Genomic DNA, 16,236 nt, shown 5'->3' with positions numbered 1-16,236 from the left:
ATTGTTCCGTTAACAACAGGAGCACATGATGAAGGCAACGAAACTGGCCGTAATTACCCTTTTTGCACTGATGGCCATCAGCGGTATCGGTGGCGTTATGCTTGCAGGTTATTCATTTATTGTTCGCGGCGGTGTTGGCTGAGGTATCCGGCCAGGCGTTCAAACAGGCGATCCACCACAATCGCCGCCAGCGCAACCAGAACCGCTCCCTGAATAATGTAAGCCGTATTAAACCCGCTTAACCCGATAATGATCGGCGTTCCCAGCGTATTGGCTCCGACCGTCGAGGCGATGGTTGCCGTACCAATGTTGATAATCACGGACGTTCGCACGCCAGCGATAATCACCGGTGCGGCCAGCGGCAGTTCGACCTTCACCAGCCGCTGCCAGGCGCTCATCCCCATCCCTTCCGCTACGCTCAGCACCGATGCAGGCACCGCCGCAATCCCCGCCAGCGTCCCTTGCAGAATGGGCAACACGCCGTACAAAATCAGCGCAATGATGGCAGGCTCCTGCCCAAAACCGATCGCCGGCACGGCAATCGCCAGCACGGCCACCGGCGGGAAGGTCTGCCCCGTTGCGGCGATGGTCTCCACCAGCGGACGGAACTCCCTGCCCGCAGGCCGCGTCACCGCAATACCGGCGCCTGTGCCCAGCACGATGGCAATCACGCTTGACACCGCCACCAGCCAGAAGTGCGCCAGGGTGAGATTAACAAAGCTCTCCTGCTGGTACACCGGGCGCGGCAGCCCGGGAATAAGCGCATTAAACAGCGCCGCGCTGTGCGGCATCAGGTAGAGTAAGGCGATAAACAGCCCTGTCAGCCAGAGTAACGGATCACGGACCCACTTCACGCGTCACCTCCCCCGCCAGCAGATCGCGAAAATGGATCGTCCCGCATGGCGTCCCCTGCCCGTCCGCAACGGGTAATACCTCGCACTGCCGGGCGACAAACGCCGACAGGGCATCGCGCAGGCTCATCCCATCGTGCAGCGGTTCACCACCGATTTGCGCATCCTGCGGACGCAGATAGTCCCTGACGGTACGCAGCGAGAGCAGCCTGACGCCCAGCTCGCTGCGGCCAAAAAATTCACGCACAAAATCGTTTGCCGGCGAGGTTAACAGCTCAAGCGGCGTTCCCTGCTGGACGACTTCGCCGTGATCCATCAGTACCAGACGGTCGGCCAGCCGCAGCGCTTCGTCGATATCATGGGTCACCAGCACGATGGTGCGCCCAAGAATACGGTGGATACGGCTCATCTCCGCCTGAAGTGCGCCGCGGGTGACCGGATCCAGCGCGCCGAAGGGCTCATCCATCAGCAGCACCTGCGGGTTAGCGGCCAGCGCGCGCGCCACCCCAACCCGCTGCTGTTGTCCGCCGGAAAGCTGGTGCGGATAGCGGTCGCGAAGCGACGCGTCCAGGCCCAGCAGCGCCATCAGCTCGTCGACACGCTCATTGATCTTCCCCCGGGACCATTTTTCCAGCTGTAGCACGGTGGCAATGTTCTGCGCCACCGTCCAGTGGGGAAACAGGCCGATGGACTGAATGGCGTAACCCATACGCCGCCGCAGCTCCAGCACCGGCAGGCTGCGGATCTCCTCTCCGGCAAAGCGAATCGTCCCGCTGTCATGTTCCACCAGCCGATTGATCATCTTCAGCGTCGTCGATTTTCCCGACCCCGACGTCCCGATCAATACCGAGAACGCCCCCTCGGCAAAATGCAGATTGAGGTGGCTTGCCGCCGGACGGCCCGCAAAGGTTTTACTCACATCATGAAATTCAATCATTGGCTCTTCTCCTGAGCAGCGCGAGCCACAGGGCAAACAATGCATCCAGTACGACCGCCAGCGCAATCGTGGGCACAACGCCCAGCAGCACCAGATCCAGCGCGCTGCTCAGCAGCCCCTGGAACACCAGTGCCCCAAAGCCGCCCGCCCCAATCAGCGCGGCAATCACCGCCATCCCCACGGTTTGCACCGTCACCACCCGCAGGCTGCGAACCAGCAGCGGAAGCGCAAGCGGCAGCTGTATTTTCCAGAAACACTGGCGCGCGCTCATCCCCATCGCATGGGCGCTTTCCAGCACGTCGGGCGGAACCTGGCTTAACCCCGCCACCACGCCGCGCACCAGCGGCAGCAGCGCATACAGCACAAGGGCGATAAGGGCAGGCGTCAGCCCGGTTCCGGCAATGCCTGCCGCGGCCAACGCAGGGAAGGATTTCACCAGACCGGCGAGGGGGGCAATCAGCAGGCCAAACAGGGCAACGGAGGGGATGGTCTGAATAACGTTGAGCACGGTAAAGACGGCGCCCTGGCGGCTGGGATGCCGGTAGCACCCGATGCCCAGCGGCACGCCCAGCAGCAGCGCCGGGATCAGCGTCCCAAACAGGATCGTCAGATGTTGCGCCAGCGCGTTGTCAAACACCTCCTGGCGGTTGACGTACTCTTTTAACAGCGAGAGTTGATTCAGATCGCCACTGAAGAGGATCAGCAGAGGGATAACCCAGAATTGCGCGTTCAGCAGCCAGCGCCAGACGGGTAGCGGCGTGAGACGGCGAATGGCATCGCTACAGACCAGCAGACAAAGTGCCAGCCACAGCCACAGCCCGCTGCCAATCGACGTGCGCGCCAGCGGGCTTTCAACCGAGGCCATCTGCGTTGCCGCCTGTCCCGCGCTCCAGAACAGCACGATAAACAGCGCTTCGCTGAGCAGAAGCGTCAGCCACAGGGCGGTACGCCCCGGCCAGAAGGCTAAGGCAACAGTACTCGCCAGCGCCGCGCCCAGAAGCAGTGGCGTAAATGACCAGATCTGCCAGAGCGCGCGCGGTTCGCCCGACACCAGACGGTTTGGCGCGACATTCACAAAGGGTAACGCGACCGCCGCAATGGCCACACAGGCCAACAGCAGCAGGACGCGGTTATGGCATTTTATTGGCACAGCCTTGTCCCGTTACTTCACAAGCCCTTGTTGTTTCAGGAAGTCGGCAGCCACCTTTTTGGCATCCAGCCCCTCAACGGCAATGCTGGCATTCAGCTGTTGCAGCGTTTTCGCATCCAGTTTTTCAAACACCGGTTTGAGCCATTCCGCAATATCCGGGTAGGCTTTCAGCACCGCCTCGCGCACGACCGGGGTTGGGGCGTAAATCGGCTGAACGCCTTTTGGGTCGGTCAGGGTTTGCAGGCCAAGCGCAGCGACCGGGCCGTCGGTGCCGTAGGCCATCGCCGCGTTGACGCCGGAGGTTTGCTGCGCCGCCGCCTTGATGGTCACCGCCGTGTCGCCGCCCGCCAGAGAGAGCAGTTGTGCCTGATCGAGCTTGAAATCATAGGCTTTTTCAAACGCTGGCAGGGCGTCAGCGCGCTCGATAAACTCTGCCGAGGCCGCGAGCTTAAACTCGCCCTTCTCTTTCAGGTAGCGGCTGAGATCGTCAAGCGAGGTGAGCTTGCCTTTCTCGGCGATATCTTTACGCACCGCGATGGTCCAGGTGTTGTTGGCCGGTGCCGGGGTAAGCCAGACCAGCTTATTTTTTTCCGCGTCCAGCTTTTTGACTTTTTCGTACCCGGCTTTGGCATTTTTCCAGGCCGGATCGTTTTCATCCTTGAAGAAGAAGGCCCCGTTGCCGGTGTATTCCGGGTAGATATCCAGCTCGCCGGAGGTGATGGCACCGCGCACGACAGGTGTGGTGCCAAGCTGTACTTTATTGACCGTTTTCACGCCGTGGCTTTCGAGTACCTGCAAAATGATATTGCCGAGCAACGCGCCCTCGGTATCAATTTTGGAACCCACCTTAACCGGCTCTGCGGCCTGTAGCGGCATGCTCAGCGCCGCCAGAAGCACCGCCGATCCTGTTATCCCCTTAATCATCGTCATTCTGCTTTCCTCATTATTTTGTGGCCTTTTTCATAGGCTTGAGAGAAAAGCGTAGCTTAAAACAGCGAATTTAACCGTTTTTCGTACAAGATGAGAGGCATCCCCCGCCAGGCGGGGGATGGGGAGGAAGGTAAGATTATTGCAGTTCGAATTCGGCTTTGTTCACGCGGGCGGAATCCACGCCGATGAAGACGTTGAATTTGCCAGGCTCGGCATCGTATTTCATCTGCTGATTCCAGAACTTCAGCGCATTCACGTCAATCGGGAAGCTGACCGTTCTGGTTTCGCCCGGTTTCAGGTTGACCTTCTCGAAGCCGCGCAGCTGTTTCACCGGACGGCTCATGGAGGCCGTGACGTCCTGAACGTACATCTGGATCACCGTCGCGCCTTCGCGTTTCCCGCTGTTGGTCACCTCCACGCTGGCGGTCACTTTGCCGTCACGCTTCAGGGTCGGCGCCGACATTTTGACGTCAGACACCTTGAAGGTGGTGTAGCTCAGGCCATAGCCAAACGGATAGAGCGGGCCGTTAGCTTCGTCGAAGTAACGGGACGTGTACTTGTTCGGCTTGTCGGCGTTGTACGGGCGACCGGTGTTCAGGTGGCTGTAGTAAACCGGGATCTGCCCGACGGAGCGCGGGAAGGACATCGGCAGCTTGCCGGACGGGTTGTAATCGCCAAACAGCACGTCGGCAATGGCATTACCGCCTTCGGTACCGGCGAACCAGGTTTCCAGAATGGCGTCAGCCTGCTGATCTTCTTTCACCAGCGCCAGCGGACGCCCGTTCATCAGCACCAGCACCAGCGGCTTGCCGGTGGCTTTCAGGGCCGCGATCAGATCGCGCTGGCTCTGCGGAATGGTAATATCGGTCCGGCTGGAGGCTTCGTGCGCCATCCCCTGCGCTTCACCCACCACCGCGACCACCACGTCGGACTGCTTCGCGGCGTTAACCGCTTCGTCGATCATCTCTTTCGGCGTGCGCGGATCCACCTTCACCGCTTCCTCGTACTGGTTGAGGAAGGTCACGATGTCTTTATCGTCGGTGACGTTCGCGCCTTTGGCGTAAACCACTTTTGCATTATCACCCACGGCGCTCTTAATGCCGGTCAGCACCGTAACGGATTGATCCGCCACGCCTGCGGCGGACCAGCTGCCCATGACGTCACGCTTGCTGTCGGCCAGCGGACCGACCACGGCAATGGTGCCGGATTTCTTCAGCGGCAGCGTGTCGAGACGGTTTTTCAGCAGTACCAGGCTTTCGCGCGCTACTTCCCGGGCTTCTTTACGGTGCAGACGGCTTTCGGCGTTGGTGTCCGCCGGGTCTGAATCCTTCGGCCCCAGATGGCTGTACGGATCGTTAAACAGCCCCATGTCATATTTCACGTTCAGCACGTGGCGGGCGGCGTCGTCCAGCTCTGCCATCGTCACTTTGCCGCTCTTCACCAGCCCCGGCAGGTATTTGCTGTAGTACTCATCGCTCATGCTCATGTTGATGCCGGACTTGAGCGCCACGCGTACCGCATCTTCCGGGTCAGACGCCGTGCCGTGTTTGATCAGCTCTTTAATCGCGCCATGGTCAGACACGGTGATGCCCTTGAAGCCCCACTGGTCGCGCAACACGTCTTTCAGCAGCCACGAATCGGAGGTGGCGGGCGTGCCGTTGAGAGAGTTCAGCGCTACCATCACCGCCCCGCTGCCCGCATCCAGCCCTGCCTTGTATGGCGGCATGTAGTCGTTAAACAGGCGCTGTGGGCTCATGTCGACGGTGTTGTACTCTTTACCACCCTCCACCGCGCCGTAGGCGGCGAAGTGCTTGACGCTGGTCATCACCGAGTAACGATCTGCCGGACTTTTGCCCTGCATCGCTTCCACCATGGTTTTGCCCATCGTGGCGGTTAAATACGTGTCTTCCCCGAAGCCCTCCGAAGCGCGGCCCCAGCGCGGATCGCGGGAGACGTCAACCATCGGCGCCCAGGTCATGTTCAGGCCGTCGTCTGCGGCTTCATATGCCGATACGCGCCCGACGGTTTTCACCGCATCAAGATTAAAAGAGGAGGCTAAGCCGAGGCTAATCGGGAAGACGGTACGCTGGCCGTGCACCACGTCATAAGCGAAGAACAGCGGGATTTTCAGGCGGCTCAGTTCCATCACCTGATCCTGCATCTTGCGGATATCCTGGCGGGTGACGGTGTTAAAGATGGCCCCTACCTGCCCGTCTTTGATCATCTCGCGAATGGCTTCTTTCGGGTTATCCGGGCCGACGCTGATCAGGCGCAGCTGGCCGATTTTCTCATCGACCGTCATCTTTTTGAGTAAATCCGTGACAAAGGCGTCGCGGGCTTCGGGCGTGAGCGGGTGATTACCAAACAAATCCTCTGCCAGCGCAGGTTGCAGCGCCAGGCTGACGGCGACACCTACAGAACATAGCCATTTCATGTTGTTATTCTCTCTCATCAATAACCGCGGGAAGCACCCGGCCAGACCGTGCGAAAAGCGCAGTGTGCCACAAAGCCTGAAAACCTTGCAGGGTTATTCTCTGATTTTTCTCATGAATACCCGACCGCTCAACGGCTAATCGCGCTATGCTTTACAGCGAGAAATTTGCCCCACCACAAGGAGTGGAAGATGTCTTCTGTTCGAACTGACGATAACACTACATTTATTAACGAACTGTCGCGCCTGGTTGGTCACTCTCACCTGCTTACCGACCCGGCCAAAACCGCCCGCTACCGTAAGGGCTTTCGCTCCGGCCAGGGCGACGCGCTGGCGGTGGTCTTCCCCGGTACGTTGCTCGAACTGTGGCGCGTGCTCAGCGCCTGCGTTGCGGCAGACAAGATTATTTTAATGCAGGCTGCGAATACCGGCCTGACCGAAGGCTCCACGCCGAACGGCAACGATTACGATCGTGACATCGTGATTATCAGCACCCTGCGCCTCGACAAACTGCACCTGCTGGACAAGGGCGAGCAGGTACTCGCCTTCCCCGGCACCACGCTTTACTCGCTGGAAAAGGCGCTTAAGCCTCTGGGACGCGAACCGCACTCGGTGATCGGCTCATCGTGCATTGGCGCCTCGGTGATCGGTGGGATCTGCAATAACTCCGGCGGCTCGCTGGTGCAGCGCGGCCCGGCTTACACGGAAATGTCGCTGTTCGCCCGTATCGATGAAAACGGCAAGCTGACGCTGGTTAACCATCTGGGGATCGATCTGGGCGTAACGCCAGAGCAGATCCTCAGCAAACTTGACGATGACCGCGTGAAGGACGAAGACGTTCAGCACGATGGCCGTCACGCGCATGACCACGATTACATCACCCGCGTGCGCGATATCAATGCCGATACGCCGGCGCGCTATAACGCCGATCCGGATCGCCTGTTTGAATCCTCCGGCTGCGCGGGCAAGCTGGCCGTTTTTGCGGTACGCCTCGATACCTTCCCGGCAGAGAAAAAGCAGCAGGTGTTTTACATCGGCACTAATCAGCCGGAGGTGCTGACGGAGATCCGTCGTCATATTCTGGCCGAATTCACTCACCTGCCGGTGGCGGGCGAGTATATGCACCGGGACATTTACGACATCGCCGAGCGCTACGGCAAAGATACCTTCCTGATGATCGACAAGCTCGGCACCGACAAAATGCCGTTCTTCTTCACCATGAAGGGCCGCACCGACGCGATGCTGGAGAAAGTATCGCTGTTCAAACCGCACTTCACCGACCGCTTTATGCAGAAGCTGGGCAACGTCTTCCCGGCACATTTACCGGAGCGGATGAAGACCTGGCGCGACAAGTATGAGCACCACCTGCTGCTGAAAATGGCCGGGGACGGCATTGCCGAAGCGCAGAGCTGGCTCACCGAATTCTTCAAAACCGCCGACGGGGATTTCTTTGCCTGTACGCCGGAAGAAGGCAGCAAAGCCTTCCTGCACCGCTTCGCCGCGGCGGGTGCTGCTATCCGTTATCAGGCGGTGCATTCCGAAGAGGTGGAGGATATTCTGGCGCTGGATATCGCCCTGCGTCGCAACGATACCGAGTGGTTCGAACATCTGCCGCCGGAGATCGACAGCAAGCTGGTGCATAAGCTCTATTACGGCCACTTTATGTGCTATGTCTTCCACCAGGATTACATCGTCAAAAAAGGGGTTGATGCACACGCGCTGAAAGAACAGATGCTGGCGCTGCTGCACGAGCGTGGCGCGCAATATCCTGCCGAGCACAACGTGGGACACCTGTATAAAGCGCCGGAGACGCTTAAACAGTTTTATCGCAAAAATGACCCTACAAACAGTATGAACCCCGGCATTGGTAAGACAACGCGGAAGAAATACTGGAAAGAGAGTGCCGAAACAGAGGAGCACAATACGCAAGCCTCTGATGAACTCATATAGCCAAATTTAAGAGATTGTTAAGCTCTCCTCAAACGTACTAGAGTATCTGCCTGTTGCCAGAGAAACGTTTCTCTGGCTTTCCAAACAAGGAGCGGGCAGAACATGTCGGCTGTAGAAACTTTCCCCGAAACTGAAATCGAGGTGCGCGACGCCCTTCCTGACGATGCGCATGCCATCTCGGCGATATACGCCTGGCATGTGCTTCATGGCCGTGCGTCCTTCGAGGAAGTTCCTCCCACCGTCGATGAGATGCGTCAGCGGATGAAGAGCGTGACCGACAGCGGTTTACCGTGGCTGGTTGCGCTGTATCGCGGCATTGTTGTCGGCTACTGCTACGCCACGTTTTATCGTCCACGCCAGGCCTACCGGTACACCCTTGAGGAATCCATCTATGTGGATGCCAGCACTACCGGGCGCGGGTTTGGCTCGGCCTTACTCCAGGCACTGATCGCCCGTTGTGAACAAGGACCCTGGCGGCAGATGATTGCCGTGGTTGGTGACGGGCAAAATAATCCCGGGTCGTTACGGCTGCATAAAAAGCACGGTTTCGAGATGGTGGGTCAGCTCAGAAGTGTGGGATATAAGAAAGGCGACTGGCGGGACACGGTAATTATGCAGCGTCCGCTCAACGACGGGGACTGGACGCTGCCTGAGTAAACGCAGTGCGGTCTGGTGCCCTCACCCCGGCCCTCTCCCACAGGGAGAGGGAGAAAACATAAAAAACGGTAACATGCGTTACCGTTTTGCTTTTTCCTAATCGTTCTGCGCCGTCGCCATCTGTTCCGCTTTCTGCTTTTTATACGCCAGCGCTGAAGCCGGCACCGGCTGTACTTTCCCGGTTTCAATCCAGGTACGCAGGCGGCTGGCATCCGCAAAGTGGGTATATTTGCCGAAGGCATCCATCACCACCAGCGCTACTGGCTTACCGTTAAACACGGTGCGCATCACCAGGCAGTGCCCTGCCGCATTGGTGAATCCGGTCTTGGTTAACTGAATATTCCAGTTATCGCGATACACCAGATGGTTAGTGTTGCGGAACGGCAGCGTATACGCCGGGTTCGAGAATGTCGCCATCTCCTCACGCGTGGTGCTGAGCTGACCGATCAGCGGGTATTGCTTACTGGCGATCAGCAGCTTTGTTAAATCACGCGCCGTCGAGACGTTATGGATCGACAGACCGGTTGGCTCCACGAAATGGGTATTTTTCATCCCCAGCGCTTTGGCTTTGGCGTTCATCGCGCGGATAAACGCGTCGTAACCACCAGGATAATGGTGAGCAAGGCTTGCCGCCGCGCGGTTCTCAGAGGACATCAGCGCCAGCAGCAGCATATTTTTACGGCTGATTTCACTGTTCAGACGCACGCGAGAGTAGATCCCTTTCATCTCTGGCGTGTGGCTGATATCCACCTTCAGCTTTTCATCCAGCGGCAGTCGTGCATCAAGCACCACCATCGCGGTCATGACTTTGGTTATGGAAGCGATCGGGCGCACCAGATCCGGGTGACTGGCGTAGATCACCTTGTTGGTATTCAGGTCTACGATCATCGCGCTGCCGGACGCAATCTGGGGTTGCGCAGCAGCGGTGGCGACTGCGGTCGTTTTGGCGATGGCTGGCGCGGTAGCGGAGACGCCCAACAGCAGCGCTAGACTAAGGAGTGACACTCGAAATTTCAGCATGATGAGACTTCTGATAATGATTCACGCACGTTATGACGTACACCGCCTGTGTCGACGGATAAACACAGGCTGGCTTCGGCATCATAGCGGTCACCGTGCGTTGTCGCCAGCGGAGAATCATAACCAGATGCTGCATTGCTGGCATTTACGCCAGCAATGCAGGGAGCTTAGAAGAGACGGTATCCATAACCCCAAAGAATAACTGTCAGGGCCAGTAGCGCCTCAAGGACCAGCACGCCGATGGCAAGCGTAGAGCTGGAGAAGCTCAGGCCCTCTTCTTTATTGATATTGAGGAAGGTTGGCACCCCTACATACAGCAGATAACCGGTGTAAAAGAGGGCAACCGTACCGATCAGCGCGCACAGCCAGACCAGTGGATAGAGCGCGACAATACCGCTTAAAAACAGCGGGGTCGCGACGTATCCGGCGAAGACCATACAGTGTGCCAGCGACGGGCGCTGCGGATAGTTGCGCGCCATCCAGTGGATGACCCGCCCCATCACCGCCACCCCGGCCAGCATCAGGCCATAAAACAGAATGGCCAGGTACAGCCCGGTAAACCAGGAAAGCTGAACCACGGTGCCGTCACCAAAGTTCCAGCCTATTTGCGTCGTACCAATAAACGCGCAGACCACCGGCACCGCTGCCATCAGCAGGACATGGTGGGTATAGTGATGCGCGACCGTTTCGTTCTCGTTACGGATCACCTGCATTTCACGATCGGGATGGGAGAAAAGTCCCCAGACATGGTTCATAACGCCCCCTTGTTGTCGGCCCGTCAGCGATAGCTTAAGTATAATGCAGGCTTTAGATTATTTTATGTACAGTGGGAAATTTCCGTTGATTGCCGCGCGGTTAATGGATGGGGTATATGATTAACGCAGGCACAGTAAGGGAGACGACGTTTACGTCATGGATATCAACGGTCTTATTGAACAATATGGATACGCCGCGCTGGTGATCGGCAGCGTGGCGGAAGGCGAAACCATCACGCTGCTGGGCGGGGTGGCCGCACACCAGGGATTGCTGAAATTCTCGCTGGTGGTCGCCGCCGTCGCGTTGGGCGGTATGATTGGCGATCAGCTGCTCTACTTCCTGGGGTTGCGCTTTGGCCCGACCCTTTTGCAACGTTTTGCCAGGCATCAAAAGAAAATTCGCCGTGCTCAGCGGCTTATCCAGCGACGTCCGTGGCTGTTTGTGATTGGCACCCGCTTTATGTACGGCTTTCGCATCATCGGGCCAATACTGATTGGCGCGAGCCGCTTACCGCCGAAAATCTTCCTGCCGCTGAACATTCTCGGGGCGATTGCCTGGGCGCTGATTTTCACCACGCTTGGCTACGTGGGTGGCGAAGTGATAGGCCCGTGGCTGCATAACCTCGATCAGCATCTTAAACACTGGGCCTGGTTGATCCTGGTTGTTGCGGTGGTGATTGGGGTCCGGCTGTGGCTCAAGCATCGTGAAAAGCGGCGGGATGAAGAGTGAGTGCGGCCTGCTGCCCTCACCCTACCCCACAGGGAGAAGGGTATCTACCCTTCCGGCTTAAATTGCGGATTCGCCAGCATAAAACCGCCGTCGACGATAAACGACTGCCCGGTGGTGTAGCTGGCGTCGCTGTCACACAGCCACGCCACCAGGCTGGCAATTTCTTTGGTATGCCCTGGCCGTGCCAGCGGGATTTCCGGCATTGAGCCTTCTTTCACTTCGCTGTCGTCCATATCATTCATCGGCGTGGCGATCGCACCAGGCGCAACGGCGTTCACCAGAATCTTATGTTTAACCAGTTCCAGCGCCATCGACTTTGTTAACCCGCCCAGCGCATGTTTGGCCGCCGTATAGGCGCTGGCGTCCGGCAATGGCGTATGTTCATGCACCGAGGTGATGTTCACGATTCGCCCCCCTTCCCCCTGCTTCACCATCTGACGCGCCGCGATTTGCGAGCAGAGAAACGCGCCGTCCACGTCAACGGTGAATATGTGCCGCCAGTCGTCAAACGACAGGTCCAGAAATGGCGCTTTATTCATCGCCCCGGCATTGTTAACCAGCACATCCAGCCGCCCGAAACGCGTAATCAGGGTTTCAATGGCCTTTGCGCCTTCCGGCAAATTGCTTAAGTTGAGTTGAATGGCCTCGGCACGCTGCCCGCGCGCTTCAATTTCACGGCAGGTTGCCAGCGCCCCTTCCTCATCTGAATGCCAGGTCACCCCGATATCAAACCCGCGCTCGGCCAGCATCAGGGCCGTCGTTTTGCCAATTCCTGAATCCGATGCGGTAACAATTGCGACTCGCGTCATACTCACCTCCTGAAAATCTGCAAAGAGGTAAGTATAGATAATGCGCAATGTTAGCCGTGATGATATCCACCACCGAGCGCGGAGGTGAGCTGGAGCGTGGCATCCACGTACTGACCTTTCAGCATCAACCCGGCAATACGCTCTTTGAGCGCCGGAATTTTTGCTTCACTTACCCGGGAGCCGGCAATGATCCCCGCGCTGAAGCGCGCCTGTGCCAGCGCAACGACGCGCGCCGCATCTTTTTCGATCTGCTGCTGGTGTTGATTTTTGGCGGTCAGCGTTTCCACTTCGCTGGCTGTCCGGGCAACCTGGTTTACGGCATCTACTACAGCCTTGTTGTAGTTCGCCACGGAGAGGTTGTTTTGCGCCTGGGTGATATCCAGGTTCGCATTCAACCGACCGCTGTCAAAAATTGGCAGCGTCAGCCCGGCGGTTACGCCCATTTGCTGCGCAGATGAGCGGAACAGGTCGCTCAGGTGCAATGCATCCTGCTGCAAGAACGCCATCAAGTTGATGTCAGGGTAGAACGCGGCTCTGGCGGCATCCACTTCGCTCATGGATGCTTCGATATACCAGTGCGCCTCCTGCAAATCCGGGCGACGAGCCAGCAGTTCATAACCGAGCGTTGACGGCAGCGATGCCTCTGCGTCAGGTAAGGCATGCCGGGCGAGCGTGACTGAAGGGGTATTAGTCAACGCATTCAGACGCGCCTCAATGGCCTTCATTTTGCCGTGCACGTCAGCGAGCTGTTCATCGGTTTTGCTGGCATTGATATCTGTTTCAACGCCTTCCACCGAGGAGGTAATGCCGTGCTGATAAAGTTCACGATCGGCACCGATGATATTTTCCTGCTCCCGTTTGATTTGCGCGAGCACGTCACCCACCGCGGCCTCGGTCTGCCAGTCCCAGTACAGCCGCGCGACGCTGCTGGCGAGCAGCTGGCGGGTCTGCTCCAGCTCCGCTTTTTGCGCATTCACCTTACCGATGCGGGCCTCAATTTGGGCACGGTTTTTACCCCATAAATCCAGATCCCAACCCGCCGTCAGACCAAAGGTGCCGTTGGTGTACCAGGGGCCGGTGGTCCCCGCCGCCGGGTCGGTCAGGGCGAATGGCCCCATCAGCCCCTCTGCCGACATCTTTTGCCGTTCAACATCTGCGGAAAAATCAAGCTGTGGACCTTCAGCCGCGACAGCGGCTTTCGCCTGTGCTTCCGCCAGGGTGATACGCTGACGGGCAATTTGCATATCTGGCGCATCCGCCAGCGCTTTAGCGATCAGCGCGTTGAGCTGGGGGTCGTTAAAGTCTTTCCACCATTCGCTTTTTGGCCAGTCGGCATGACGCAGTTGGGTATTTACAGCGGCGGCGGCGGCTTGCGTTTTCACTGGAGACACCGTGGCATGCTCCGGCGCGCAGGCGGCCAGCATAAAAATAAGAGGAGCACTCAGAGATAAAGTAAGAGAACGTTTCATTACGCCATGAACTCAAAAAAATAAAGGCGCAACTTACGCTTACTGACGTTCCATTTTTTAGTAACGCGTGGCAATCCGCATATTGTTATACATTTTCATATCCGGAAATTTATTCCCCAAGAAAATGATTTAAATTCATGTATTCATGCTAATTATAAATTGACTGCTACACTTACTTCGACAGACATACGCAGGAGAGGCGAATGAAAATATTATTGTGGGTTATTTTGATTATATTTCTGATAGGGCTGCTGGTGGTAACCGGCGTATTCAAAATGATTTTCTGATTCTGTTGCCCGGCTCCGCGCCGGGCAAACGCTTTACACTTCGCTCAGGACTTCGACTGGATCACCCGGGCAATATCCGCAGACGTCTGTAACGTACGGATCTCCTGAAATAATCCCAGCGCGTCGTCGTACTCTTTACGCAAATAACTCAGCCACTGTTTAATGCGTGCGACGTGATACAAGCCGGTATCGCCCTGCTTTTCCAGCCGCGTGTATTTTTGCAGTAGTTTCACCACATCCGCCCACGGCATCCGCGGCTCATTATATTTCACCACCCGGCTGAGGTTCGGCACGTTCAGCGCACCGCGGCCAATCATCACGGCATTACAGCCGGTCTCTTTGAGGCAGGCCTGTGCGCTCTCGTAATCCCAGATTTCGCCGTTGGCAATCACCGGGATCGTAAGCCGTTTGCGGATCTCGCCAATCGCCTGCCAGTTAATGCGCTCGGCTTTATAACCATCCTCTTTGGTTCGCCCGTGCACCACCAGCTCGGTGGCGCCCGCCTGCTGCACCGCGTCAGCAATTTCAAACTGCTTATCGTCGCTGTCCCATCCCAGACGCACTTTGACCGTTACCGGCAGGTGCGATGGCACCGCCTCACGCATGGCCTTTGCGCCGCGATAAATCAGCTCCGGATCTTTAAGTAGCGTCGCCCCCCCGCCGCTGCCGTTGACCAGCTTTGAAGGACAGCCGCAGTTAAGATCGACGCCGTACGAGCCAAGCGCTACCGCGCGGGCGGCGTTTTCAGCCAGCCACTCAGGATATTGGCCGAGCAGCTGGACACGCACCAGCGTACCGGACGGCGTGCGGCTCTGACGATGCAGTTCCGGGCAGAGACGATAAAATGATTTTTCTGGCAGCAACATATCGACCACGCGCAGAAACTCCGTCACGCAGAGATCGTAATCGTTTACCTCGGTAAGCAGCTCGCGCACGAGAGAGTCGAGCACGCCTTCCATCGGGGCCAGTAAAACACGCATTCTGAGTACCTGTGAAAAAAGACGCGCTATAGTAGCTGCTCTCTATGTATGTTGAAAGCCCGGCGTTCCATTGCGGAATGTCTGGTATGCCCAAAATTCATGATGTGATCCGTGGCACATTTTCAGGTTTAATTGTATGATGAATACGTCTCAGCAAGGACTTTCACCATGAGCAAATCACTGAATACTATCTGGCAATACCTTCGCGCCTTCGTCCTGATTTATGCCTGCCTGTACGCCGGTATTTTTATCGCTTCGCTGCTGCCGATTACGATACCCGGCAGCATTATCGGCATGCTGATCCTGTTTGTGCTGCTGGCATTACAGGTGCTGCCCGCGAAATGGGTCAACCCAGGGTGCTTCGTTCTCATTCGCTATATGGCTCTGCTTTTTGTGCCTATCGGCGTTGGGGTTATGCAGTATTACGATGTGCTTAAAGCGCAGTTCGGCCCGATTGTGGTCTCCTGCGCCATCAGTACGCTGGTGGTTTTCATGGTCGTCAGCTGGAGTTCACACATTGTGCATGGCGAACGTAAGGTCGTCGGGGAGAAAACAAAAAAATGATGGCGAATATCTGGTGGTCCCTGCCGTTAACCCTGGTGGTGTTCTTTGCTGCGCGTAAGCTTGCGGTGCGTTTCAAAATGCCGTTGCTGAACCCGCTGCTGGTCGCCATGGTGGTGATTATTCCTTTTCTGCTGCTCACCGGCATTCCTTATGAGCGTTACTTTGCCGGGAGCAAGATCCTCAATGATTTGTTGCAGCCTGCCGTGGTGGCGCTGGCGTTTCCTTTATATGAGCAACTGCATCAGATCCGCGCGCGCTGGAAATCCATCATTACCATCTGCTTTGTGGGTAGCCTTGTTGCGATGATCACCGGCACCTCGGTGGCCTTATTGATGGGCGCGTCGCCGCAGATCGCCGCCTCTATCCTGCCTAAATCCGTCACCACGCCGATTGCCATGGCCGTGGGCGGCAGCATCGGGGGCATTCCGGCCATTAGCGCCGTGTGCGTGATTTTTGTCGGTATCCTGGGCGCGGTGTTTGGTCATACGCTGCTGAATATCATGAAAATTCGGACCAAAGCGGCACGCGGTCTGGCGATGGGTACCGCCTCGCACGCGCTGGGCACCGCACGCTGCGCGGAACTCGATTATCAGGAAGGAGCATTCAGCTCGCTGGCGCTGGTAATCTGCGGGATTATCACTTCCCTGGTCGCGCCGTTTATCTTCCCGATTATTCTGGCAGTCATGGGCTAAAATTTGCGATGCGTCGCGCAAATT

General features: G+C 57.3%; 16 protein-coding genes. 6 read left to right on the top strand and 10 right to left on the bottom strand.

What is annotated here, in order from left to right; all coding sequences use genetic code 11:
• Positions 1–28 precede the first annotated feature (28 nt).
• Positions 29–142 carry a protein YohO gene (locus tag ACNQ0W_RS11975; protein ID WP_017383372.1) on the top strand — a complete coding sequence of 38 codons (114 nt, stop codon included), beginning with the start codon at positions 29–31 and terminating at the stop codon, positions 140–142.
• Here ACNQ0W_RS11975 and ACNQ0W_RS11970 read toward each other — a convergent pair.
• The 5 genes from ACNQ0W_RS11970 to bglX form a co-directional block, all read right to left on the bottom strand.
• Complete coding sequence (locus tag ACNQ0W_RS11970) at positions 117–854, bottom strand: ABC transporter permease (protein ID WP_017383373.1); 738 nt, start codon at positions 852–854, stop codon at positions 117–119. The genes ACNQ0W_RS11975 and ACNQ0W_RS11970 overlap by 26 nt on opposite strands.
• Entirely contained in the window at positions 838–1,788 is a 951-nt protein-coding gene (locus tag ACNQ0W_RS11965; RefSeq protein WP_039270368.1) for an ABC transporter ATP-binding protein, read from the bottom strand. Before ACNQ0W_RS11965 ends, ACNQ0W_RS11970 begins: the two co-directional genes overlap by 17 nt.
• A complete protein-coding gene (locus tag ACNQ0W_RS11960) occupies positions 1,781–2,938 on the bottom strand; it encodes an ABC transporter permease (protein ID WP_062932774.1) in 1,158 nt (385 codons plus the stop codon). Before ACNQ0W_RS11960 ends, ACNQ0W_RS11965 begins: the two co-directional genes overlap by 8 nt.
• 12 nt (positions 2,939–2,950) lie before the next feature.
• Complete coding sequence (locus tag ACNQ0W_RS11955; protein WP_062932773.1) at positions 2,951–3,868, bottom strand: ABC transporter substrate-binding protein; 918 nt, start codon at positions 3,866–3,868, stop codon at positions 2,951–2,953.
• A gap of 136 nt (positions 3,869–4,004) precedes the next feature.
• Entirely contained in the window at positions 4,005–6,302 is a 2,298-nt protein-coding gene (gene bglX / locus ACNQ0W_RS11950) for a beta-glucosidase BglX (protein ID WP_062932772.1), read from the bottom strand.
• 189 nt (positions 6,303–6,491) lie between these two features.
• Between bglX and dld the strand changes: the two genes are divergently transcribed.
• The gene (gene dld, locus ACNQ0W_RS11945; RefSeq protein ID WP_062932771.1) at positions 6,492–8,249 is read left to right on the top strand and encodes a D-lactate dehydrogenase; all 1,758 of its coding nucleotides are present in this window, start codon (positions 6,492–6,494) and stop codon (positions 8,247–8,249) included.
• 102 nt (positions 8,250–8,351) lie between these two features.
• Entirely contained in the window at positions 8,352–8,906 is a 555-nt protein-coding gene (locus ACNQ0W_RS11940; protein ID WP_047053393.1) for a GNAT family N-acetyltransferase, read from the top strand.
• Between the two features lie 96 nt (positions 8,907–9,002).
• On the opposite strand, the gene pbpG is transcribed toward ACNQ0W_RS11940, so the two are convergent.
• Positions 9,003–9,926 (bottom strand): D-alanyl-D-alanine endopeptidase, encoded by a 924-nt coding sequence (gene pbpG / locus ACNQ0W_RS11935; RefSeq protein WP_015572329.1) that lies wholly within the window; start codon positions 9,924–9,926, stop codon positions 9,003–9,005.
• Positions 9,927–10,093: 167 nt separating this feature from the next.
• Positions 10,094–10,681: a Yip1 family protein gene (locus ACNQ0W_RS11930; RefSeq protein WP_003859296.1), complete on the bottom strand. Its 588-nt coding sequence runs from the start codon at positions 10,679–10,681 to the stop codon at positions 10,094–10,096.
• 157 nt (positions 10,682–10,838) lie between these two features.
• Here ACNQ0W_RS11930 and ACNQ0W_RS11925 point away from each other — a divergent pair, with 157 nt between their 5' ends.
• Positions 10,839–11,411, top strand: coding sequence for a DedA family protein (locus ACNQ0W_RS11925; protein ID WP_058648604.1), 573 nt, complete (start codon positions 10,839–10,841; stop codon positions 11,409–11,411).
• Positions 11,412–11,455: 44 nt separating this feature from the next.
• On the opposite strand, the gene ACNQ0W_RS11920 is transcribed toward ACNQ0W_RS11925, so the two are convergent.
• From ACNQ0W_RS11920 to dusC, 3 genes are all read right to left on the bottom strand, one after another.
• Entirely contained in the window at positions 11,456–12,220 is a 765-nt protein-coding gene (locus tag ACNQ0W_RS11920; RefSeq protein ID WP_003859301.1) for an SDR family oxidoreductase, read from the bottom strand.
• A 50-nt stretch (positions 12,221–12,270) separates the two neighbouring features.
• On the bottom strand, positions 12,271–13,689 hold the full coding sequence (mdtQ, locus tag ACNQ0W_RS11915; protein WP_062932770.1) for a multidrug resistance outer membrane protein MdtQ: 1,419 nt from the start codon (positions 13,687–13,689) through the stop codon (positions 12,271–12,273).
• Between the two features lie 331 nt (positions 13,690–14,020).
• Positions 14,021–14,956 carry a tRNA dihydrouridine(16) synthase DusC gene (gene dusC, locus ACNQ0W_RS11910; RefSeq protein ID WP_015572323.1) on the bottom strand — a complete coding sequence of 312 codons (936 nt, stop codon included), beginning with the start codon at positions 14,954–14,956 and terminating at the stop codon, positions 14,021–14,023.
• A gap of 168 nt (positions 14,957–15,124) precedes the next feature.
• On the opposite strand from dusC, the gene ACNQ0W_RS11905 reads away from it, so the two are divergent.
• Both ACNQ0W_RS11905 and ACNQ0W_RS11900 read left to right on the top strand, forming a co-directional pair.
• Entirely contained in the window at positions 15,125–15,520 is a 396-nt protein-coding gene (locus tag ACNQ0W_RS11905) for a CidA/LrgA family protein (protein ID WP_023295055.1), read from the top strand.
• Positions 15,517–16,212 carry a CidB/LrgB family autolysis modulator gene (locus ACNQ0W_RS11900; protein WP_015572322.1) on the top strand — a complete coding sequence of 232 codons (696 nt, stop codon included), beginning with the start codon at positions 15,517–15,519 and terminating at the stop codon, positions 16,210–16,212. Before ACNQ0W_RS11905 ends, ACNQ0W_RS11900 begins: the two co-directional genes overlap by 4 nt.
• Positions 16,213–16,236 lie beyond the last annotated feature (24 nt).

It is taken from the genome of Enterobacter cloacae complex sp. 6730903, from assembly GCF_048283985.1.
Lineage (GTDB): Bacteria > Pseudomonadota > Gammaproteobacteria > Enterobacterales > Enterobacteriaceae > Enterobacter > Enterobacter hormaechei_C.
Note: the sequence above shows the minus strand (reverse complement) of the source record. Positions and strands in the feature narration are given on the sequence as shown.